The sequence below is a fragment of the Plantactinospora sp. DSM 117369 genome (assembly GCF_053764795.1).
Map to the genome: position 1 here is coordinate 2,464,430 of NZ_CM132446.1, position 21,660 is coordinate 2,486,089.

Annotated in this window: 20 protein-coding genes and 1 pseudogene; 8 read left to right on the top strand and 13 right to left on the bottom strand. The window is 69.4% G+C overall.

All coding sequences use genetic code 11. The annotated features are described in order from the left end of the window. The first annotated feature begins 206 nt into the window (after positions 1-206). Complete coding sequence (locus tag ACSMXO_RS11000; protein ID WP_455417601.1) at positions 207-452, top strand: hypothetical protein; 246 nt, start codon at positions 207-209, stop codon at positions 450-452. Further along, a complete protein-coding gene (locus ACSMXO_RS11005; RefSeq protein WP_455417602.1) occupies positions 440-1,045 on the top strand; it encodes an integrase core domain-containing protein in 606 nt (201 codons plus the stop codon). The genes ACSMXO_RS11000 and ACSMXO_RS11005 overlap by 13 nt, the downstream gene beginning before the upstream one ends. 1,177 nt (positions 1,046-2,222) lie before the next feature. Here ACSMXO_RS11005 and ACSMXO_RS11010 read toward each other — a convergent pair. Continuing rightward, positions 2,223-3,491: a serine hydrolase domain-containing protein gene (locus ACSMXO_RS11010; protein WP_455417603.1), complete on the bottom strand. Its 1,269-nt coding sequence runs from the start codon at positions 3,489-3,491 to the stop codon at positions 2,223-2,225. 470 nt (positions 3,492-3,961) lie between these two features. On the opposite strand from ACSMXO_RS11010, the gene ACSMXO_RS11015 reads away from it, so the two are divergent. Next, positions 3,962-4,408, top strand: a complete 447-nt coding sequence (locus ACSMXO_RS11015; protein WP_455417604.1) for a hypothetical protein — start codon at positions 3,962-3,964, stop codon at positions 4,406-4,408. 356 nt (positions 4,409-4,764) lie between these two features. Then, positions 4,765-6,225, top strand: coding sequence for a tetratricopeptide repeat protein (locus ACSMXO_RS11020; protein ID WP_455417605.1), 1,461 nt, complete (start codon positions 4,765-4,767; stop codon positions 6,223-6,225). Here the strand turns inward: ACSMXO_RS11020 and ACSMXO_RS11025 are convergent. The 6 genes from ACSMXO_RS11025 to ACSMXO_RS11050 all read right to left on the bottom strand — a co-directional run bounded on the left by ACSMXO_RS11025 (position 6,222) and on the right by ACSMXO_RS11050 (position 12,460). Further along, positions 6,222-7,514 (bottom strand): hypothetical protein, encoded by a 1,293-nt coding sequence (locus ACSMXO_RS11025; protein WP_455417606.1) that lies wholly within the window; start codon positions 7,512-7,514, stop codon positions 6,222-6,224. The genes ACSMXO_RS11020 and ACSMXO_RS11025 overlap by 4 nt on opposite strands. Positions 7,515-8,169: 655 nt before the next feature. Beyond that, positions 8,170-8,490 (bottom strand): hypothetical protein, encoded by a 321-nt coding sequence (locus ACSMXO_RS11030; protein ID WP_455417607.1) that lies wholly within the window; start codon positions 8,488-8,490, stop codon positions 8,170-8,172. A gap of 273 nt (positions 8,491-8,763) precedes the next feature. Next, positions 8,764-9,237, bottom strand: coding sequence for a hypothetical protein (locus ACSMXO_RS11035; protein ID WP_455417608.1), 474 nt, complete (start codon positions 9,235-9,237; stop codon positions 8,764-8,766). 181 nt (positions 9,238-9,418) lie between these two features. Continuing rightward, a complete protein-coding gene (locus ACSMXO_RS11040; protein ID WP_455417609.1) occupies positions 9,419-9,871 on the bottom strand; it encodes a hypothetical protein in 453 nt (150 codons plus the stop codon). Between the two features lie 59 nt (positions 9,872-9,930). Continuing rightward, entirely contained in the window at positions 9,931-10,719 is a 789-nt protein-coding gene (locus ACSMXO_RS11045; RefSeq protein ID WP_455417610.1) for an SGNH/GDSL hydrolase family protein, read from the bottom strand. Between the two features lie 55 nt (positions 10,720-10,774). Then, the gene (locus ACSMXO_RS11050) at positions 10,775-12,460 is read right to left on the bottom strand and encodes a glycosyl hydrolase family 28-related protein (RefSeq protein WP_455417611.1); all 1,686 of its coding nucleotides are present in this window, start codon (positions 12,458-12,460) and stop codon (positions 10,775-10,777) included. Between the two features lie 339 nt (positions 12,461-12,799). Between ACSMXO_RS11050 and ACSMXO_RS11055 the strand changes: the two genes are divergently transcribed. Then, positions 12,800-13,150, top strand: a complete 351-nt coding sequence (locus tag ACSMXO_RS11055) for a sialidase family protein (protein ID WP_455417612.1) — start codon at positions 12,800-12,802, stop codon at positions 13,148-13,150. A 35-nt stretch (positions 13,151-13,185) separates the two neighbouring features. After that, positions 13,186-13,470: pseudogene (locus ACSMXO_RS11060) on the top strand (hypothetical protein); the annotation flags it as partial. Between the two features lie 240 nt (positions 13,471-13,710). Here ACSMXO_RS11060 and ACSMXO_RS11065 read toward each other — a convergent pair. The 6 genes from ACSMXO_RS11065 to ACSMXO_RS11090 form a co-directional block, all read right to left on the bottom strand. After that, entirely contained in the window at positions 13,711-14,211 is a 501-nt protein-coding gene (locus ACSMXO_RS11065) for a MauE/DoxX family redox-associated membrane protein (RefSeq protein ID WP_346263070.1), read from the bottom strand. Positions 14,212-14,214: 3 nt separating this feature from the next. Then, positions 14,215-14,526, bottom strand: a complete 312-nt coding sequence (locus ACSMXO_RS11070) for a S24/S26 family peptidase (protein ID WP_455417613.1) — start codon at positions 14,524-14,526, stop codon at positions 14,215-14,217. Continuing rightward, positions 14,523-16,301 carry an ABC transporter ATP-binding protein gene (locus ACSMXO_RS11075; protein ID WP_455417614.1) on the bottom strand — a complete coding sequence of 593 codons (1,779 nt, stop codon included), beginning with the start codon at positions 16,299-16,301 and terminating at the stop codon, positions 14,523-14,525. The genes ACSMXO_RS11070 and ACSMXO_RS11075 overlap by 4 nt, the downstream gene beginning before the upstream one ends. Positions 16,302-16,303: 2 nt before the next feature. Continuing rightward, a complete protein-coding gene (locus ACSMXO_RS11080) occupies positions 16,304-16,786 on the bottom strand; it encodes a hypothetical protein (protein ID WP_346263067.1) in 483 nt (160 codons plus the stop codon). 68 nt (positions 16,787-16,854) lie between these two features. After that, positions 16,855-17,094 (bottom strand): hypothetical protein, encoded by a 240-nt coding sequence (locus tag ACSMXO_RS11085; protein ID WP_455417615.1) that lies wholly within the window; start codon positions 17,092-17,094, stop codon positions 16,855-16,857. Between the two features lie 66 nt (positions 17,095-17,160). Continuing rightward, a complete protein-coding gene (locus tag ACSMXO_RS11090; RefSeq protein WP_455417616.1) occupies positions 17,161-20,082 on the bottom strand; it encodes a BTAD domain-containing putative transcriptional regulator in 2,922 nt (973 codons plus the stop codon). Between the two features lie 325 nt (positions 20,083-20,407). Here ACSMXO_RS11090 and ACSMXO_RS11095 point away from each other — a divergent pair, with 325 nt between their 5' ends. Next, complete coding sequence (locus tag ACSMXO_RS11095) at positions 20,408-20,638, top strand: AfsR/SARP family transcriptional regulator (RefSeq protein ID WP_455419219.1); 231 nt, start codon at positions 20,408-20,410, stop codon at positions 20,636-20,638. 8 nt (positions 20,639-20,646) lie between these two features. Next, complete coding sequence (locus ACSMXO_RS11100) at positions 20,647-21,435, top strand: hypothetical protein (RefSeq protein ID WP_455417617.1); 789 nt, start codon at positions 20,647-20,649, stop codon at positions 21,433-21,435. The last annotated feature ends 225 nt before the right edge of the window (positions 21,436-21,660 follow it).

Sequence of the window (21,660 nt, forward strand, 5' to 3'; positions counted from 1 at the left end):
CAGGATCATGCGGCCAGCTATCGTGCTCAGCCTCGATCAATCAACCGTATGCGTAGCCGAATGTTGAATGGTCATGATCCGTTGACAATGGCCATCTATCGCTGACAGTCACATCATCGCATTGCGGAGAGCCAACCCCTGTACCGTTCGGAAACTCGGTCGCGGGGCCTTGACGTGCGGGTTTGTGCGACGTCGGGTGGGCGTTGATGGCCAGGCTGGCGACCCTGATCCTCTCGTGTGGGTACCTGTTCCTGTGTCAGGTGTTGCAGTTGATCGTGGTCGGTCTGTGTGGCGAGCGGTCCATAGAAGTCGAGATCCTCGTGCTGCGTCACCAGGTCGCGGTCCTGCGCCGGCAGGTCAGCCGTCCGGATCTTGAACCGGGGGACAGGGCGGTGTTGTCGGCGTTGTCGCGGCTGCTGCCCCGCCGCAGTGGGCCTACGTGCTGTTCCTGATCGAGATCGCCACCCGGCGGGTCCGCATCCTCGGCGCGACCACGAACCCGACCGGGGTGTGGGTGGCCCAGCAGGCCCGCAACCTCATGATGGACCTCGGGGAGCGGGTGGGCCGGTTCAGGTTCCTGATCCGGGACCGCGACAGCAGGTACACCGCCGTGTTCGACCACGTGTTCACTACTGAAGGGATCGAAGTCCTGCGTAGCCCGCCCGGCGCGGCCAGGGCCAACGCCCACGCCGAACGGTGGGTACGCACGGTACGCCGGGAGTACCTGGACCGGATGCTTATCGACAACCCGCGGCACCTGCATGCCGTGTGGGACGAGTACGTCAGGCACTACAACGAACATCGGCCCCATCAAGGCCGGTCGCAACGCCCTCCGAACCGCGAGGACGCTCCCAGCGGCGCTGAACCGCGCTCAACCGGCGGGACCTGCGAGTACCGGCTCCGCGCCGACCTGCCGCCCTTGCGTCGTCGCTGGTCGGGGCCCTGCTGGGTGTTCCTTGACACGGAAGAGGTCACTGGTTCAAACCCAGTATCGCCCACCAGCTATATAAGCAGGTCAAATGGCTCGTTACCGGATCATCGGTAACGAGCCATTTTATTATTGTTCCTTACCGTGGGACCAAACCGGGAGCACATGATCATCTACGGCGATCCGGCGGCGGGTCCAGGCGATAGATGATGCGGTACGGGGGAAGTTGCCTCAACCGGGTGCCGTGAAGGCATGGTCGGGCCGTTCGGCCGGAGTGAGCCGCGTGTGACGGTGGTGTCGGACGAGGTGCAGGGGACGACGCCGACCTCCCGCGGCGGCTTGCACTGCTCAGTTGCCGGTCCAGCCGTTACGACGAGCGGGGTGTGCTGCGCCGGTGTCTGAACCGGGACGAGGTCGGGCCGGGTCCGACGGTGGCCTGTTGGCGGTGTGGTGCGCGTATGGTGAGCGACGCCGGTACGGCCCCCGGCTCGTTGCCACCGCCAGTGGCGTCCGGCAGATCGTGCTCGACGCTGCGTGGAGCCGTCGTTCGTGCACCCGCTGCCCGGCGGGCAGGCTACCGCTGGTCGCCGCCCGGATGCGCGGTCGCTGGCCGAACGCGTAGATCTGAACCGCCGACGGGCCGAAGCTGGGCGGAGTACTTCGACAAGCCCTGTTCGGACCGAGTCAGCTGTCCCGGCACGAACTCGCCTGCTACGACGACCGACTCACACCACGTGCGGGCGTAACCACCACGGTCTCCCTCCGGGCGCGGGGCTCCATGGGCTGCTGGTCGACGGGACCAGGGCCGCGCACGTCGACGGATATGCACCGATCTCCGACCTGCCGACCCCGCTCCGACTCGCACCCGGTACACCCGCTGGCGCCGACCCGGCTCGCCGCCTCGACGGCCGCGAGGTCTGGCAGGCACAACGGTTCTGCGGTGGACAAGTCCTGTACGTGTTCAACCCCGGCCTGTGCCACCACCACTCTCGACGTCCGCTCCGTGACCGGTCTCCCGTAGCGATCGACGTCCGGATTTGCCGATGTTAGTGCGCCGGTCTGTGCCATTCTTCTATGCCAGCTGGCGCCAGGCGAACGCGTGCGTCCACATTCCCATTCCCAAGTGATCTTCAGCAATACGCCTGCAATGGACCTCAAAACGGAGTAGGGCTACTGCATGATGGTGGCTATGCTCCGCCGCGGGTGGAGCATAGCCACCAACCACCAGGCAGGGCGTGAACCCACTCACGAGAACGTCAGGAGACTCCTTCTCCTCGTGTCGGCCCGCCGCGCGTCAGCCGCCGCCGCCTGGGGGCGGGTTGACTGGCGCGCCGGTGATGGCAGCCTCCTGCTGCAGGAGGAGGTCCTGTATCTGCACGTTGTCGTCGTTGCTGAGGGCGACGCCCACCCAACCGGTGTCTGGGTAGATGCTCCAGTTGGCGCCGATGCCGGGGCCCCCGCCGCCGCGCCCGAATACCCACTGGCCGTTGGTGATGCTGAGCGGCATCGTGTACCCGTGGAACGACGTGGGGTCTCCGCCGGGGAGCTTGGCCCCGGTGAACAGATCGGCGTAGGGCCGGTCCAGCACCGTGCCGTTGCGCAGCGCTTCCGCGAACCGGACCAGGTCCGGCGCGGTGGCGAAGCCGTCGCCCGAGGCGTAACCGATGAAGCCACGACCTGGATTCCTGCCCTGTGTGTTCGAGTCCACGCTGCCCTTGTCCAGGTTGCGGACGGCGTCAACCAGGCTGCCGTCGGCCTGCAGCATGTACGGGTGCGCGATGTGCTCGTCGGTGAGCCACTGCTGCCTGGTGTAGAACGCCGAGCTTTTCATGCCGCAGCGCCGGAAGACATGCTCGTGCACGTAGTCCCAGAACGTCATGCCGGACACGGCCTCCACGATCTGCGCGGCCATGGCCAGGCCGACCCCGGCGCCGGGACGGTGGCCGTTGGACCCCGCGCCGGGGACGCCCACCAGCGTCGCCTGCCGGGTCCACCGCTGGTAGTGCTCGTGCACCTCCTCCCGGCTGTGGAAGATGCGTTGCCAGTCCGGCATCGGCGCGTCCAGCCCGGTGGTGCTGGTGAGCAGGTGGTGGATGGTCACCTGTTCGGCGATGTCCGTGGCGAAGCCGGTCAGGTGTTTGCCCACCGGGTCCGATAGCGTCAGCCTGCCCTGCTGCAGCAACTGCAAGATGGCCACCGACAGGAAGGGCTGGCTGGCCGAGGAGAGATTGAACGCGATGCCCTCGTGGTTGCGGATCCCCTTTTCCTTGTCGGCCATGCCGTAGCTGCGGGACAGCACCGTCCGGCCTCGGTGCGACAGCAGCACTACACCGGAGAACTTGCCCTCGGCGGCGAGCTGCGCCACGTACCGGTCGTAGGCGCCGCCGGGCCGGGTGTCCGGCGGGATCCGGTCGCGCTCGGACGAGCCGGTGGGGTCCGAGTGGGCGTGGGCGGTCCTGGCACCGACCAGCGGCGCGCTGGCCGCCACCACGCTGGCCGCAGCCAGCCCGCCCCAGGTGACCAGCCGCCGCCGGTCGATGCCACCTACCGAGTCGGAGTCCATGATCACAGTCCTTTCCCGGTGGACAAACCTGGTGTTGACAGTGATGCTCTGTGGTCCATGCCTCCACCGAAGACGAATGACTGTTGCGGTGGCGTAAGCGAATTTCGATATGCGCGCAATACACCGGATCCACGCGCATGATCCATCTCCTGCGATCCTTGCCAGTGGGTCATGGCTCATCAGCGCCAGATACACACACCCTTGCGGGGTGTCTCGACCGCTTCGCGTCTGAGTTGGGTATCCGCAATTGCCGCCGAGCGGGCGCGCTGGACCCGGCGCCCCGTTACTCTCCGTACGCCATCGTCCAGTTGCCGAACGTACGCTCGCGTCGATGAGCGCGCGTTGTCCGACGACGCGAGCAGCCCACTCTTGCGGGTTGGATACGCCGTCCGGCATGCGCTGGTCGGCCGGTGGCGACATCGGGCGGTGGTGGGAACCGTCGTGGGGGAGCCACGATACCGTGGGAAGTCTTGGCCGAGAGCGATCGTCACCAGTGGGTCTATCAGCCTCTGGTCGGGGTAGGCCCGCTGCGGTTCGGAATGAGCTTCGAGCAGGCGGCAGCGGCCCTCGACGAGTGGACTGTAACCGTCATTCCGGCACACCGCTCCGCCTTCGAGGGCGACCAGCGTGCTGGGTTCCGCACTGCGGGTACCCCATCGTACCGCCGTCCCGTAACGGCGTATTTCGGCGATTCGGAAGGGCTCGTCTGCGTCGTGGCCGACGCCCTCTGCGGGCCGCAGGTCTCGCTGGACGGGATCCCGCTGGTGGGCCGTGTCCCATCACAGCTTGACGCGGAACTCCGTGAACTCATGCTCACCCGTGGAATGAGCCCGAAGTATTTCCCGAAGGCGACATCGGAGCCGACGAGTGAGGGCTCGTCATTCGTCGAGTGCAACGGGCTGGCGACGTCCTCCTAACCAGGCCCGTACTCGCCGTCGTTCGGCAGCGCGCCTACACGCTGTGGGACGGTATGCCATACGACGAGCTGCAGGTTCATTGACAGTAGTCGGCAAAAAAGGACGCCTGGGCCGAGATGCTGCCGACGGACATCCGCTCATGCCGCCGTCCGTGTGCGGCACTCTGCCGGGAGCCGTCGCGCCTCGTGGCCAGTCTTGCGTGTCGGTCGGCATCAGCAACCGCCGCCGCGGGTAGGTGTCGGTCGAGCAGGCAACGCGGGCCGCTGAGGCTGACCTTCGCAGGTGCGTCACAGGTTCGGCTGGAGGTCAATGCACTATTCCGGTTGCCGGTCTGTGGCCTCTCTACACTGCTCGGCGTGGCATTGCAGGCGTACGACCGTGGTCTCCTCGCCGTGCAGCGCGGCGCGTTCGAGGAGGCCCGTGAGCAGTTGGAGTTGGCCGGGCCGGATGGGCGAGCGTTGCTGCTGTTGGGGCAGTTGGCCAGCGGCGGTCAGGGCGAGGCGGCAGATCCTGTACGGGCCTGTGGGTGGTACGAGCGTGCGGCCGAGTTGGGCAATGCCGAGGCGGCTCACAACCTCGCGGTCCTGTATGCCACTGGTCGGGGTGTCGACCAGGACCAGACGGCGGCGTTGCGGTGGTACCAGCGTTCGGCCGAGTGGGGTCACGCGCCCGCTCGTCGAATGGTCGGTCTGATGTACGCCACCGGTCAGGGCGTACCAGCGGACCAGGACGAGGCGGAGCGTCACTGGCGGATGGCGGCAAGCGTCGGGGAGGTGCAGGCGCTACACGATCTGGGCACACTCTTCGCCTACCACAAGGTGGACCTGCCGGAGGCCGCATCCTGGTACCTGGAAGCCGCCAAGGCGGGCATCGAGGCGGCAAGGAAGGAACTGGCCCTGCTCGCGCCGAAACTGCGCATGCCGGCGTCGGTGAACCGCCGGGCCCGAACGATGCTCGGCGTGATCCGCGCCTTCCATCTCGCGGATCCGGCCGGAGGTGTGCGACTGCTGACGGTGTCGGCGGACGACGGTGATCCGGTCGCTGCGCGCACGCTCGCCTATCTGCTTCAGCACGGTATCGGCACAACCCGGGACGACACCCGGGCAGCCGGGCTCTATCGGGCCGCCGCGCAGTCGGGAGACGCGCTTGCCGCGTTCAACCTCGGTGTGCTGGCGGGCGGATCTGACGATGCGGTGCGCTGGCTACGCCAGGCCGCCGAGGCCGGGGTCACCGAGGCGTACGCACGGCTCGGTGATCGACTCAGCGAGCGTGATCTCGACGAGGAAGCGCTGCGGTGGTACGTGCGGGGCGCCGAGGCCGGGGACAAGGCCAGCATGTTCGCGGCGGCCTGCTGGTACCGCGACGGATTCGGCGGACCGGTCGACCTTGTGCAGGCACTTCGCTGGTATCTGGCCATGCTCAACGTCGGCAGCGGCGACGGCATCCATGAAGCCCACGAAATCGTGCCACGAATGACTCCCGATGAAATCCACGACGCCGGCCCGGCTCTCAGGCCGGCTACTGGAGGCAGACCTCTTCGTCCAGCGTCAGACCTCCTCATAGCGCGGTGTCCAACCGACCGATCGCCGCGGCGGGGCCGGCATGACCCGGACTGCTGGGTCCGTGCCCCCCCACGCGTATCCGGATCTGTCGCCGATAAGGCGCGGCGCCGGGTGGCCGCGGCGCTGGCTGCTGCTTCTGGCGTGGCGAGCCGACGGGCGGTTGCGGGTACAACGCCCGCCAGCGTGATCAAGAGTACGAAAGAGGAACTCCTCCTCGCCGAGGTACTGCGGCTGTGGGCGTTTGAAGCTGGTTAGTGGTGTTTCCGGACCGCTTGCCACGCCGCGCCGAGCAGCGCGAGTATCCGGTACAGCGCGTACAACGCCCACACGGTGGCCAGAGGCACACAGATGAGGATGACCGCGCCCCCCAGGTAGTGGGTACTCTCCAGCATCCAGCCGCCAGCCAGCAGGACGGAGCCCACGACGACGGCCCAGGCCAGGATGCGGCCGGCTTTGGTCAGCGAAATCCACAGTCGGGCGTTTTCGGCACCGGCTGGCTCCGTCGGGTCGCCGACCTGGGACTGCAGGGCGAGGCTGTCGATTTCTCGGGCGGCGGCCCAGTCGGCCTCATGTGGCGACTCGCGCAGCACTGCCGACAGGGCGTGCAGGTCGGCATGGTCGCGAAGCCGTCCGGTCCGCGGATCGCCGAGCAGCACCACGGCGTGCGGGAACCCGAGCAGCCACGCCTTGCCGTAGCCTCGTCTCGTCCCCGGTGGCAGCACCACGGCTTTGCCGCCGTGCATGTCGTAGCGGTGGGTGCGGTCGCCGATCACTTGAACGAGTTCCGTGCCGGCGATCGCTACCTCGGTGTCGACGAGGTCGGTGGCATGGCTGAACAGCGTGACGAACTGGGCGTACGCGGCGACGACCGCGAGCAGGCCCGTTACCGCGACCGCGGCGCCGAGCAGCTCGTGCAACCCGGCCGCGAAGACGGTGAGCAGCAGCGCGGGGACAACGGCGAACAGGTACCAGCCGACGAACAGCAGGAAGCGTCCCCGGTTCAGCCAGCGCTGCGTCCGCACGCCCTCCGCGCCAGGCGGGAAGGCGGGGAGAGCTTTCCCGCCCTTCAGCCGTTGCCGGGCGTCCTCGCTCAGCAGCATCAGGTTGAGGCGGTGGACTCGAACCTCGAGGCGGTCCCCGGCCAGACTCGCCAGGTCGCGGACGAACTGCTTCTCCTCGATCTTCAGGTCGGCCAGGTCGAACAGCCGTACCGCCGGCCGTCCGTCCACGGTGGCCTGCAGGTCACTCGGAGTGTCCAGGCTGACGCCCGGGTCTGGTACCAGGTAGAGCGCGGGAACGGTCCGGCGGTGACCTCGCCCCTCGATCTCCCGGTTCTCGATCACCACCGCTGAGATCTTGGCCCATCGCAGGTCACGTCGGTACCGGCCGATCCGCACCGTCCAGCCGTCCCGGTCGACATCAACCTGAAACCGCTGCAACGCGTACCGGAGAAAGCTGGCCACCATGAGCAGGACGATCAGCGAGATCACGCCGATGCAGAGCCGCCCGGACACCGAGGCGCCGACAGTGAACTGCAGACTCACCAGATAACCGACTAACCACACCATCGACGCCGCGAAAACCACCGCAAGCACGCGGGAGCTCACTGGACGGCGCAGATTCACCCGTTCATCATCATCCAACCGGGCGACTCAACCACTGCCTCGCCCCCGGTGAACCGCAACGGCAGTCCGGCGGCGAAAGCCGAAGTAGTCGACCTGGCGTCCGAGGTGTTCACTCTCATGCCGCCGTCCGCGCGCCTCGCACCGGCCAGAATCGTCACGCTCTGTGGCCGGCCTCTGGTGCCGGTTGACGTCCGGACATGACGATGCTCGTCACTGCAACTCTCGCGGTCACAGCTCACATGCGATCCACTTTCACCAGTACGCCCGAGGCGCCCTGCACAACCCCAGATCAACGCACTAACCGGGATCCAGGCACACCACAACCTCGCCGGATGTGTGACCACCCTTATGTCGATCTGGGCCGGCCTACCAGCGTCGGCGCCACCGTTGCGGCAGTCCAGTCCGAGATCAGGGCACCGAACTCCCTCCAGAGGCGGCGTCAACCCGGTTGGCGGCAACCGACCGTCAACTCGAGCACCGTCGATTGACCACTCTTCACGGCCCTTGTGTCCTCGGCGTCGAGTCCCAAGAAGTCAAACGAGGCGACGTCCTCTTTGAGCTGCGCGACGCTCAGTTAGCAAGACATATCTCGATACGGGATGCGATATCCCTCAGCAAGGTACTGGAACAGCAGTCCGACCGTCGGGGCGGCTGGCGGCGATGAGCCGAAATCGAAACCCGGGGCCTTCACCGCGGCGGCGACGTCGCTACCACTCGGCCCAACACAGACGAGGACGGTATCCTCCGCCCGGACGTACCTGTCCACCAGCCGAAAACCGTCCACCTCGACCTGGTCGGCGTACGAGCCACCAACCTTCTCCTCGACGCTGGATCCACAGGCGGCGGCAGCCAGGCATACCGTGCCTGCCAGCAGGCAGACCAGAACCGTCCGCACCGGTCTCAGCCGGATACCCCGACGTGACAAACGACCTCCCGATCACCAACGAGCCGCCAGCCACCAGCGGTCAGGCCATGCAACTGACGCAGGACACGGCCCACCCCCCACCAGACTCCCGACCGCACCTCCACCGGCTACGCCTTCCCCCCAAGCCGAGCCGCCCACCCACACCACAGCACCGACGAACCGACAGGCAACACCTCCGGCAACCACCACTCATCCCCGAGGCGGGTACTCCGTCCTGCCGCGATCGGCGTGGCACTGACCAACTCAGCGCTGACGGTCGATCTCCACCCACGGCAGCGCGTCGAGTGCCGACTGCACCTCGGCAAGCGGGGTGCGGCATACGGTAGCCGGCAAGGCCGGCAGGACAGTGTTGCCTGACGCGTCCGTCAGCGCCAGCAACACCGGCATCACGAAGACGGCCGGACACACCAGGTCGCCGGTAGTCTCCGGCGGCGGTAGGCGCAGCGCGCGGACGAGGTCGTCGAACGGACCGGTGGCCCGCTGCGCGGTAGCCCAGGTGAGGCCCGACGAGGGCGGACCCGCGGACTGCGCAACGCTAAGCCGGAACGTGCACCGGACGGCCGCGACCGGCAGGAAGTCCGCAGGCAACGGGTCTGCGGAGCGTTGTCCGGCCAGCCTGTCTACCGGTGGACAGGCAATGGCCGGCTGAGTGAGGTAGGGAGCGCGCCCGGAGACGTTCGAACAGCCCGCCACTGACAGAACCGCCACGAGCACCATGCCGATCCGTCGCACCCTCATGCAGGTGAGACGGCATGGCAGGGTCGCCGGTTTCGAGATACCTCGAGCGCACGCACGATGAACGACCGAAACGCGCTACCGGCGACCCGCCCGCCCGACCAACCCGTACCTGATCGGACATCCGCTTCTGTTGCCGCTCTCCGGTACAGCAGCAGCCACGTCAACCTGTCGTGCCGTACGACCAGTGCGGCGCGACGTCAGGCTTTATCCGTAGCCACAGAGCGGAAGCCGGCGAGTCATCCGGGAAATCGACCCGTAGCAGCTCGCGACCGTGGATCCGTTCGACTCCGACACGCTGAACGCCACGCAGATCCAGGTCGAGCAGTTCGGCTCCGTCGGGGGCGGTCCGCAACCGTAGCCGAACGACCTCGTATCCCGGCTCGATGTACATCTCTATGTCGTATCCGGCTCGGGTGGTTCGGAACGTCACTGCCGTGTAGGGCCACAGCTCTCGCCAGTCGAACTGGTATCCGGCGTCGCGCTCGTCGTCCGCGTACCGATAGACCGGCTCCGCCTCGAACAGCCAGATCAGCTCCTCGTAGCTGGGGACCGGCTCCATGACCACCAGAAGATCCTTGCACGGATGCCGGAGATGCCCGCTCAGCATCCGCATCTGCTTGATATGCAGGTAATCCTCGTTGACCCAGTGTCGGCTGATGCGGGAGTGTCAAGTTAACTTGACAGACCCACGACCACTGACCCTTGGAATAGATCGTCTAGCGTCATGCCCGTTGCGTTGGGTCGCCGTTCCCGGTGCGGCGAGGCGATCGGCGACATGACGGCGATCGGCACGCCCGGGTGGGCGTCGCGGATCGTCTGGATGAAGCCGGAAACCTGTTCGGCAAGGGTTCTGCGGCCGAAGCTGGCGAGGCCGTAGATGTTGATCCCGAGGCACAGCGACACCAGATCCGCCGGTGTCCGCGCGATTGCGTGCGCCGCAACGGGATCCAGGTGACACTCCCCGGCGAACCCGAGGCAGGTCAGGTCCCAGCCGAGGCGCCGGGCGACGAGGGCGGGCCAGGTCTCGCTCGGGCCTGCGGCCGTCCGGCACTGTGCGATCGAACTTCCATAGGTGATCCAGCGCAAGCCGTCCCCCGCGACAGCGGCAGCACCGGTCGCACGGTGCAGGACAAGGGGTCCGATCCGGAGCTCGCCGAACTGGGGCAGCCAGACCTCCACCACTTTGGTGCCGGGCAGCAGGTCGACGTGGCTCGTCGACGCTCCCGCCGCCAGCGGCACCCGCCGCCACAGGTCACCGTCCACGACGACGTCCAGCGATGTCACGTCCTCGTCGGCAGCGAACGTCTCAAGTTCGAGCGCGGCAGCGTCGGTGCGCACGACCGCACGGACACCGGCTGCCATGCGCGCCCGCCCGCCGAGCCCGAGGGCGTGGGCGGTGGCGAGCCGGGCCGGTGGCAACCGCCATGGCTGCCACCGGTCGTCCGTCACCGTCCATGCCAACGCTCCCCGCCAGACCGGTTGCGGGTCGTCGGGAGTGAGCCGGTCGTCGTCGTGGTCAGAGCTTGTCGCCCAGGGGGACCGCGTGCCAGGCCTCGCCGTCGGAGAGTGCCAGGGTGCGCTTGCCGGTCTTCGGGTCCTTGATGAGAACGAGACCGCCGACGTTGTCGGTGGCCTTCGGCAGCTCGGTCGGGGCTTGCTCGGCCAGCGCCAGCTGGTGGGTGTACACCGCCCGCATCCGCTTGTCGGCGGCGCCCAGGTCCCGCAGGTTGTCAGCGGGTGGGATCAGGCCGGTGACGTTCGCGGCCATGGCGACCACCTCGTTGCTGCTGTTGGTGGCGCACAACAACTCGGTGGCGGCGGATCCGGCGTCGTTTATCGCGACCACCCGGATGCCGCCCTTGTTCCCGGCGGTGCCGGGGTGACCTGCCGCCAGGAACGAGCCGTACTTCCCGCCCGCGGCGATCGTGCCCTGGCTGTTGATGACCCGGATCCTGCCGTCGGCGCCCGCGTGGGTGACCTCGAGCTGGTTGAACTTGCCGGGCGTGGTCTGGATCTGCGAGTCGTTCACCGTGGTGACCGCGACCAGGTTCGGCTGCGGGTACGTGTTGCCGATGACGTGTGACCTGGTCAGCGTGTCGACGCGGAGCGGCGCCCGGTTGGTGGCGTCCGGCGAGAAGACGTTGCCGATGACGGTCGTGTCGGTGGCGGCGCCGACCACCCGGATCGCCGCGCCGAGAGCGTCGGTGCCCATGTGCCAGTTGTCGAACGTGTTGTTGGCGATGGTGACCCGGCTGGCGCCGCCGAGGAACCGGACCGCCGTCTCCCGCGTCCAGTTGAAGCTGTTGCCACTGATGGTGACGTTGTGTGGAGTGAAGCCGGTGGCGAACGTGATGGCGCCGGCGCTGCGGGTGATCGGCATTTCGAAACCGCCGAGGACGTTGTCGGCGATGGTGAGGTTGTGGCCGCCGCTGGTGATGGTGATGATCGCGGCGTCGCCCTGGGCGTGTTCCACGACGTTGCCGCTGATGGTGGAGTTGGTGAGGCTGCCCCGGAACAGCCGGCGGCCGATGTCGAGCAGGTTGCCCTGGATGATCGCGCTGCGGTACTCCCCGTTGCTGGTGGGGGTGGTGACGATGGCGTCCTGGACGGTGTGGAAGTGGTTGTCGGTGATGAGCCACTTCCGCAGCCCGTACGGCGGGTGGTGGACGGCGTCGTCGCCGCCGGTGTTGCCGGTGGGCCAGGAGAGGCTGATGCCGGTGGCGCACTGCGCGACGAGGTTGCGGGAGAAGTACAGGCCGCGGCCGACGAGCTGGATCGCGGTGTCGAACTGGATGAACGTGCAGTCCAGGATCGCGCCGTCCATGTCGTCAGTGTTCGCGACGCCGGAGAACCGCAGCCCGACCTGGTCGAGGTCGACGGTCGCCTCGAAGCACAGGCCGTGGATGGCGGCCAGCGAGCTCTGGATGTGCATACCCACGCCGGCGTGGGCCTGCTTGATGGTGGACGCGCGGTTGCCCATCGTGCCGTAGCCGCGGAGCTGGATCCGGTTGTACGGCTCGTCGGTGAGGTCGGGGACGACGATGGTGCGGGTGATCTTGTATGTGCCCGGCGGGAACAGCACGAACGGATGGCCGGGCGCGTCCCGCTGGGAGTCGATGGCCTGCTGGATGGCGGCGGTGTCGTCGTGGACCCCGTCAGCCAGGGCACCGAACTGCTGCGGGGTGACGACGCCGTCGGGCACGTCGGCAGCGGCGGGGGTCGCCTGCCATGGTGCGACGGCTGCAGCTGCTCCCAGCGCCGCGCCACCTGCCAGTAACAACGCGCGACGGTTGGTGCGCTCGGACATGGTCCTGCCCTTCCGGAACGTTGGCTTCGCTCGAGGTGATACGTATAGACACGGCATCGTATTGACGCGCCGCCACCTCGACAAGAGCCCCTGAACCACCGTTTCCGAAACCGCGGCGCCCGGCTTTCCGTCATGTGCCGGAAACAGGACCCCTTGTTGCGGCCATGATCAGGCCCCTACAGTGACGCTCCTTGTTACGTATCAGTCCGCGATCGAGCCGCTCGGAGGCACGCGATGATCAGCAGACGCACGTTCGCCAAGGGACTCGTCGCCGGTGCCGCGGCCGTGACGGCACCGCACGCGCTGACCGGCGCGGCGTTCGCGGGGCAGTCGACACCGGCGTGGTACGCCGAGACCACACTCTGGGACTCGGAGGTGGACCCGCACGTCAACTACCACGTCCACGGCCTGGCAGTGCTTCCCGACGACACCGTCGTCGTGGCCACCGAGGGCCGCCACGAGGTGTGCGACGCGGGCCCGCGGGACCTGCTGGTCCGCCGCAGCACCGACGGCGGCGCGACCTGGACCCCGACGCAGACGGTCGTGGCCTCGGTCGACGGCACTGCAGCGAGCGACCGCCGGTGAGCAAGACCTGGGCCCGACGCGGTCGCACGCCCGTGGTGGAGATCTCGGGCAAGGGTTCCGGCCGGGTCTCGATCGCCGGCCTGGTCAAGCCCGGACAGCCAGGCCGGTTCATGTGGCGGACCCGGCTACACCGCGGCCGTGAAGGTGAACGCGGCAGCTTCAGCGAGGACGACTACATCGCCTTCCTCGACCAGGCCCATCAACGCCTCCGCGCGCCGATCGTGCTGATCTGGGACAACCTCAACACCCACGTCAGCCGCCGCATGCACACCCTGCTCGCCGCCCGGCCCTGGCTGACCGTGATCCGCCTGCCGTCCTACGCCCCAGACCTCAACCCGGCCGAGGGCGTCTGGCGGTGGATGAAACGCGGCCTGACCACCGCCGAACCCACGGCCCGAACCGACACGGAGGCACCGCGAACCCGGCGCGAACACCGGGCCCGCCGCGTACCTACCCACGACAAGCAACGACCCACATCGATCGAAACCTACTCGACAGCGAAACCGAAACAACTACTCACGGGTTCGGGTCTGAAGCCGACGGTCGTCGAACCGTCCGCGTCATGCCCGGCGGGACGCGCCGAACAGGTAGCGCACCTCGTCCAGCATGACGATCAGCGCGGCGGCGATCAGCGCGGCGGCGACGGCCACCACAGCTTCGGCCGGGCGTACCGGGCCGGACGGTGCGAGCGCACCGACGACGGCGCAGCCGATGAGGAAAGCGTTGCGCCACACATGGTGCCGGCCCAGCGGTTCCGCGGTGCGGCCGAAGCAACGACAGGTGGCGCCAGCCTGGTGCAGGTTCGTGGCGATGGCGACGGCGAAGGCGAGCAGCAGAACGGCCGAGCAGAGGAAGCCGGCCAGGGGGAACACCGCCAACAGGACGACGGCGGTGAACTCCGTGGCGACCACGGCCGCGGCGAGTGGGCCGGCTGGCCGGTAGCCCAGGTCGCGCACCGACCGGGCGAACTCGCGGAATGCGGCCCGGCCGGAGACCTTGCCGACCGCCGCCGCCAGCAGGACCACGCCGAGCAGCACCCGGCACCCGATCTCCACGTACATGTGTCATCGCCTCCCTCTGGCCACGCCGAGGACCGCCTCGGGAGGCACCGCGCCGAAGTGCCGCGAGTCCTGGCTGTGCGAGTTGTCGCCGCGTACGGTCACGGCACCGTCGGGTTCGACCCGGTGTACCCGTTTCACCATCCACGTCACGTCCGTCTCCGGTACGACGTCACGGGCCCGGAAGACGACGAGGTCACCGGCGGCCGGCGCCCGCCCGACCCGGACGATGACCCGGTCGCCGTCGCGCAGCGTCGGCGCCATGCTGTGCCCGCGCACGACCACCAGGCGCCAGCGGCGGCGCAGCCAGCCGGTCATGTCGCCGCCAGCTGGTAGCCGTCGGCCTGGAGCCGGAACAACCGGGCGTACTCGCCGTCGGCCGCCATCAGCTCGTCGTGCGTACCCGATTCGCTGACGACTCCGGCGTCCAGCACGACGATGCGCCGCGCGTCGCGCAGGGTGCTAAGCCGGTGGGAGATCAGCAGTCCGGTACGGCCGTGACGGATGCGGGTCAGCGACGCGTGCACCCGGGTCTCGGCGTCGGCGTCGAGGCCGGAGCTGGGCTCGTCCAGGATGAGCAGGTCGGCGTCGGCGCGCATCAGGGACCGGGCGAGCGCGACCCGCTGCCACTGTCCGCCGGAGAGCGTCACCCCGGGCTCGCCGTCCTGGTCCGCGAAGGTACGACTGAGCAACGTGGCGTACCCGTGGGGGAGCGCGCGGAGGCGGTCGTCGATCTCGGCGCGGACGGCGGCGTTCTCGACCTCCCCGGAGGTGTGCGGCAGCCGCCCGACGCCGATGTTCTCCGCCGCGGTGAGGTCGTAGCACATGAAGTCCTGGAACACCGCGCCCATCCGCCGCCGCAGCGTCTCGATCCGCAGCTCACGCAGGTCGATCCCGTCCCAGGTGATCCGACCGCGGACCGGGTCGTAGAAGCGGCAGAGCAGCTTGACGAGGGTGCTCTTGCCGGCGCCGTTGAGACCGACGAGCCCGACGGCCTCGCCGGCGGTGATGGTGAGGTCGACGCCCCGCAGGATCCAGGGGCCGTCCTCGTCGTAGCGGAACCAGACGTCCTCGAACCTGATCCCGGTGCGCAGCGGCGGTGCCGGCCGGGACCCGTCGGCCAGGTCGACGGGACTGTCGAGAACGGCGACGTAGTGCCGGAACAGCCGCATGGCCGCGCCGACCTCGCCGAGTTGGCCGGCGACGCCGGCCAGGCCGCCCTGCGCCGCGGCGAACGCGGCCAGCAGGAGGGTCAGGTCGCCGATGGTGAACCGGCCGCGAATCGCGGCGTTCACCGCGATCACCGTGGCGGTGAGGGTCACGGCGGCGCCGGCCAGGGCCCAGCAGGCCTGCACCGTCGTGACGTGCCGCGCGGCGGTCAGTTCGAGCTTGTTGGCCGCCCGCAGGGCACCGGTGAGCCGGTCGTGGAAGAACCGGCCGAGATGGTAGAGGCGCACCTCGCGGGCGGCGCGCAGGTCGGTCAGCACGGTCTGGAACAGGAACCGGGCCCGGAACAGGCCGGCGCTGTCCTCCACGGCCCGCGCGGTGTGCCGGGACAGCCGCAGCTGGATGAGGAACTCGGGTACGGCCACGGCGAGCAGGAGCAGGCCGGCCGGCGCCCAGAGGGATGCCAGGATCACCGCGAACCCGCCGATGGTGACGACGCTCTGGGCGACGTTGACCGTGAACATGACGACCGCGTACGGCGCCTGGTCGGCGGCCTGCTGGGCCAGTGCCAGCCGGTCGCGCAGTGCGGGCCGCTCGAACGGGGCCAGGCCGAGGAACCCGTTCAGTTTCCGGTACAGCCGCACGTCGGCAGCGATCGTGATGGCGTGCTGCAGCGCCGTGGTGAAGTAGCCGGACAGCCGGTTCGCGATCGCCGCCAGGGCCACCAGAGCGGCGATCGCCACCGCGTACCACGTCGCGGTCGACGGGCTGGCCGAGCGGCCCCTGCTCACCTCGTCGAACAACAGCTTGGTGAACCAGGCGACGCCGATCGGCGGGGCCGCGCCGACGACGACCAGGGCGACCATGGCGGTGAGCGCCTTCGGGTCGGCGCAGCCCAGCCGTAGCGCGGCTCGCAGGGTGGTCACGGTCAGACCAGGACCGGAAGCTGGTGGCTGGCGTCGACGACGACGCCGTCGACGACCGACAGCACCGCGGGGAACCCCTTGACCCGCAGCTCCTTCTCGGCGAGTTCCTCGGAGAGCGTCGTGGTGTCGAAGCCGGTCAGGCGCGGGACCATCGACGCCGTCTCGGCCGGGGTGCCGATCATGACAACCAGGGTGTCGTGGCGGTAGCGCTCGGCGTCGGCGGTGAGGGTGTCCAGGAGGGTCTGGCACGGTGGGCAGGTCGGGGTCAGCATGACCACCGTTCGCCGGCCGGCGGCCAGGTCGGCGTGCGGGAAGCCGCTGACGTCCAGGCCCGGGGCGGGCAGCACCTCGGGGACGGGCTCTCCGTCGTGGGCGTGTCCGGCCCGCACCTCGCGCAGCCGTCGGGCGAGGGCCAGGGTAAGGACGAGGTTGAGCGCGGCGACCGCGCCGATGACAGCGAGGGCGGCGTAGGCGAAAGCCGGCATGGGAACTCCTCGGCGAGTCAGGGATGGGGGCCGCGCCGGACGACGCGGCCCCCGACGGGAACCCCGGGTCAGCAGGCGCCGACCTTCTTGACGTAGCAGACCGACCGCGACGTGCTGGTCACGCACGCGCCGTTGCAGTTGTAGTAGCCCTGCCGGTAGTAGCGGAAGTAGCTGCCGCCCGAGCAGTAGCCGTTGGACGCGACGCACGAACAGGCCTGGCCGTGCTCGGGCACGCAGGCACCGGCCTCCTCGCGGCCGAGCACCTTGCCGAGGACGGCGTCGCCGACGCGGGTGATGATCCTGGTCATGGCAGACCTCCTTTGTGGGTGGTTGCCGACCACTCTGCGAGTCGCCGCTGCGCGCGCCCTGCGCTTCTACTGCGCGTGCGCTGCGCTCCGCCAGCGCGCGAGTCGTTCCCGCAGCTCATCGACCTGCGCGGCGTGGAAGTGCTCGAAGATGCGCAGCGCCTCCTCGCCGAGGGCGACGGCCCGGTCGTGCCTTCGCAGAGCGGCCTGAGCCCGCGCCAGCAGGCTCAGTGAGTTCGCGAGCGGGAACGGCTGCCCGATGCCGCGCAGCATCGCTACCGAGCCTTCCAGCTCGACCACGGCCCGACCCGCGTCGCCCTCCTCGAGGTGTGCCTTGCCGAGCAGTCGGCGGGAGATCGCCTCGCCCCACTCGTAGCGCATCTCCCGGAACGCCGGCACCGTGCGGGCCAGCAGTCGGCGCGCCGAGCCGATGTCCCCGGCGGCGAGGTGCGTGGCGGCCAGCGCCTGCTCGCCGGTGGTCACGCTCAGCCGGTCACCGAGCCGCCGAGCGGCGGTCACCGCCCGCCCCAGGTGCTCCAGGGCCTGCGGCCACTGCTCGGCGTGCCGGTGCAGCAGCCCGAGGCCCTCCCGCGCTAGCGCCTCGCCCCACAGGTCGCCACCGTCCTCGAAGTGCCGCAGGGCCGCGGTGAAGGCGGCGTGGGCGAACGGTGAGGTGAGCTGGTACTGCCCGTGCTGCTCACCGAGGGTCAGCAGCACGTGCCCGCCCACCGGGCCGACCGGCCAATGCGTGGCGCACGACCGCACCATCAGCAGCAGCGCGGCGTCCGCCTCCCGTACCCGGCCGAGCGTACGACAGCACAGCGAGTAGCCGTGCAGCGCGGCGAGCCGGTGGGCCACCATCGACGCGGGACTGTCCCGGTGGGCCGCGCGCAGCAGCGGCACGGCCTCGGCGTGCCGGTTCACCATCCGGTAGGCCGTGCCGAGGCACAGCCGCAGCGAGGTCAGGGTCGGCAGGGGCAGGTCGGCTTCCCGCTCGAGCACGTCCCGCAGGCAGTCGGCGAACTCGGGCAGGTGCTGGCTGCGTATGATCGCGAAGTTGCCCATCGTGCAGGCCAACCGCCCGGCCAGGTCGACCGCGTCCAACCCCAGCAGGTCGTGCACCGCCGCGACCAGGTTCTCCCGCTCCGCCTCGAACCAGTCGACGGCCTCCCAGGCGTCGATCGTGGACGTCACGTCCGCGACCGGCAGGACTTTGCAGGGCAGCGACGCGTCGGCGCGTTCGGCGTACGCGTGCAGCCGTCCGTACCAGTCGAGCAGCTGCCCGGCGGTGACGGTGGAGCGTTCCCGGGCGTGCAGCCGGATCAGGTCGTGCATCCGGACCCTGCCGTCGGGATCGGGAGTTAGCAGGTGGGCATGGCACAGCTGCTCCAACAGCCGCTCGGTGGCCTCGTCCCACATCCCGAAGCTGGGCAGCGAGGTACGGCCCAGCACGGTGAGCAGGTGCGCGGCCGGCGCCGGCAACCGCTCGAACCCGACGCTGAAGCTGCTGCGTACGTCGAGGTCGCCGAGCGACAGCTCGTCGAGCCGGCGCCGCTCGTCGCGCAGCCGGTCGCGCAGCCGTGCGACGGTCATCGCCTCCCGCTCGGCCAGTCGCACGCCGGCGATGCGCAACGCCAGCGGCAGCCGCCCGCACAGCTCGACCACCTCGGCGGCCGCCGTGGCCTCCCGGTTGATCCGCTCGGTTCCGGCGACACTGGCCAGCAGGTCCAGCCCGTCGTCGAGCGGCAGGACGTCGACCGGGACGACCTCGGTGCCCGGCAGCTCGGGGAGCGTCGCCGTGCTGGTGACGAGAGCGCTGCTCCGGGCGGGTGGCAGCAGCGGGCGTACCTGCGTCGCGTCCGCGGCGCTGTCCAACATCACCAACATGGGCTGGTCGGTGAGCATGGACCGGTAGAGCGCCGCGCGTTCCTCGGCCTCGGCCGGGATGGACTCCCCGGCCACGCCGAGGGCGCGCAGGAAGGCGCCGAGCACCGCACCGGGCCGGGCTGGGTCGGCGGTGTTGCCACGCAGGTCCGCGTAGAGGCACCCGGCGGGAAAGCGGTGACGGCTCTCGTGCGCCGCGCGTAGCGCCAGCGTGGTCTTGCCCGTACCCGAGAGCCCGGTCACGACGATGACCTGGGCGGCCCCGGCGGCGGACGGGGTGCGCCCCAGCAGCGACAGCAGCAGGCCGAGCTCCTTGTCCCGGCCGACGAAGTTACCGGCGAGGCCGGGGAGCTGGTTGGGCCGTACCCACGCCCGGGGCGACGTCTCCTGCTCGCTGACGAGGATCTCCCGGTGCAGCCGCCGCAGCTCCGGTCCCGGGTCGATGCCGTGCTCCTCCGCGAGCATCCGGGCGGCGTCCCGGTACACCGCGAGCGCCTCGGCCTGCCGGCCGCTGCGGTGCAGGGCCGTCATCAGCTGGCCACGCAGCCGCTCCCGCAGCGGCCGGTCACGGACCAGCGTGGTCAGCTCCGGTACGAGCTCCTGGTGCAGACCGAGCGAGAGCAAGACCTCGACGCGGAGTTCGTTCGCGTGTTCGCGAAGCTCGTGCAGCCGGTCCCGATCGACCTCGACCAGCTTCGCGCCGACGTCGACGTACGCGTCGTCACGCCAGCGGGCCAACGCCCGGTCGAGCAGCTCCACGGCTCGCCGGGCATCGGTGGCGGCCGCGGCGGCCTGCACGTCGGCGGCGAACTCCGCCGCGTCCACGACCACGGCGGCGTTCAACTGGTAGCCGGGAGACCTGGTGAGGATCAGCTCGGGTGTCGCACCGCGCCGGACCGAGGCGACGACCGCCTGGACCCGGTTGCGTGCCCCGGCGGGCGGGTGATCCGGCCAGAGACCGTCGATCAGGCGGTCGACGGAGACGACGCGTCCATGGTGGGCTGCCAGGCTCCCGACGAGTGCCCGTTGCAGCGGGGCGAGCGTCACGTCCGTCCCGTCGACGCTCAACTCGATCCGTCCGAGGACGCAGACCCGATACCCACGCACTGCGCAAAGCTAGCGTGCGTCCGGGAGCCGGCGCCTTCGGCTGACCTGGTCTTTGTAGCAGATCACATGTCGAACCGGGAGCAACTTAACCGCCAGCCGTGGGCGTCGACCTGGTGGGGCCGGAGGAGGACCACGTCGACGTCGTAAAGTGCGACGGCGATGCCGATGAGCGGTGGTGCCGGCGCCGGACGCCGCCGATGCTCGGAGCTCGGGAACGGACCGGGGTGGTGGGCCAGACTTGATCGGTGGTGGCGCGGTGGACACCGACCGGAGCGAGGGACGGCGTTACCGCCTGTTGGAGCCGGTCGCGGTCCACGAGGGCGGTGTGCCGCTGCCGTTGGGCGGTCCCAAGCCGCGTACGATCCTGGCCGCGCTGCTGCTGCAGGCGGGCCGGGTGGTGCCGGAGGAGCGGCTGATCGACCTCACCTGGGGCGAGACGTGGCCGGCCACGGTACGCGGTCAGCTGCACACGTACGTCTCGGGCCTGCGTCGCCGACTCGGCGCCGGGACGGTGGCAGCGATCGCCGTGATGAGGATTGCCAGTGGTAGCGGCTGACGGTCGAAGTGCTGCATCGCCGTGTTGGAGAGCAGCGGGTCGGGGATGAGCCATCCGGCGATGAAGCCGGTGAGTCCGGCGCCGATGATGACGGCGGGCCGGTGGTGGCGGACTGCGCAGGCGGCTCCGGCAGCGGCGGTGGCGGCGGTGAGGATCCCGAGGACCGTCGGCACGGCGTCGAGAACGTACACGCCGTGGCGTCCCCATTCTCCGGTGCCTTTCCAGGCGAGGATCCCGAGCGGGACGAGGGTCCACCAGAACAGGCGCGGTCGGGGTATGGTCCACCGCTCGCGGTCGGCGATCGCGAGCAGGACGAGGATCAGGACCGGTGTGGCGTACGCGAAGAGTTGTTGGCCGGGGTTGATTCCCATGCCGGCACCGCCCGGCACGTCGATGACGAACCAACCAGCGGTGACCGTCAGGAAGATTGCTTGCAGGGTGAGGGCGGTCCGGGTCGCGCCGCACAGCCAGGCGATCAGCGGTGCGAGGGGCAGCAGGCCGAGGACGACTATCTGCGGCCAGCTGGAGATGATGGCCGGCATGTCGGTGGCGAGGACGGCGCCGGTGAACAGGTCCAGGGTGTCACCGGCGGGTTGGGTGCCGGCGGCGATGAGCAGGGCACTGAGTCCGGTGGTGAGGGCTGCGGTGGTGACGGGCGTCGTGAGTCGCAGCCGGATTGCCAGGGCGATGATGTTCAGTGTCTCGTGCCGGCTCGGGTGTCGGCGGCCGTGGTCGAGGTCCAGCAGCAGTCCGAGCAGTTCCTCGCCGCGGGCGGTGCGGTGCGTGGCTGGCAGTAGGCGCAGCAGCCGGTCTGAGATAGTCGGATTGACGACCGGGCACTACGAAAGGTAGGCGTTCGCATGCGTGGCGTAGAAGTCCAATGGACATGCCTGTAGTTGGGTGCTCGAGGGTCGCTCGATCAGGGCACTGGCAACGCGGTCTGCGTGACGGCTCGGGCCGGAATTGGCGCGGCGCGTCGGCGTCGTTCGGGGGCGGATATCCGCGGTACACGGGGCGGCGGG

Coding starts and splice junctions, on each gene's coding strand:
- ACSMXO_RS11000 (WP_455417601.1), top strand. CDS start 207: ATGGCCAGGCTGGCGACCCTGATCCTCTCGTGTGGGTACCTGTTCCTG.
- ACSMXO_RS11010 (WP_455417603.1), bottom strand. CDS start 3,491: ATGGACTCCGACTCGGTAGGTGGCATCGACCGGCGGCGGCTGGTCACC.
- ACSMXO_RS11035 (WP_455417608.1), bottom strand. CDS start 9,237: ATGGTGCTCGTGGCGGTTCTGTCAGTGGCGGGCTGTTCGAACGTCTCC.
- ACSMXO_RS11040 (WP_455417609.1), bottom strand. CDS start 9,871: ATGCGGATGCTGAGCGGGCATCTCCGGCATCCGTGCAAGGATCTTCTG.
- ACSMXO_RS11055 (WP_455417612.1), top strand. CDS start 12,800: ATGATCAGCAGACGCACGTTCGCCAAGGGACTCGTCGCCGGTGCCGCG.
- ACSMXO_RS11065 (WP_346263070.1), bottom strand. CDS start 14,211: ATGTACGTGGAGATCGGGTGCCGGGTGCTGCTCGGCGTGGTCCTGCTG.
- ACSMXO_RS11070 (WP_455417613.1), bottom strand. CDS start 14,526: ATGACCGGCTGGCTGCGCCGCCGCTGGCGCCTGGTGGTCGTGCGCGGG.
- ACSMXO_RS11080 (WP_346263067.1), bottom strand. CDS start 16,786: ATGCCGGCTTTCGCCTACGCCGCCCTCGCTGTCATCGGCGCGGTCGCC.
- ACSMXO_RS11085 (WP_455417615.1), bottom strand. CDS start 17,094: ATGACCAGGATCATCACCCGCGTCGGCGACGCCGTCCTCGGCAAGGTG.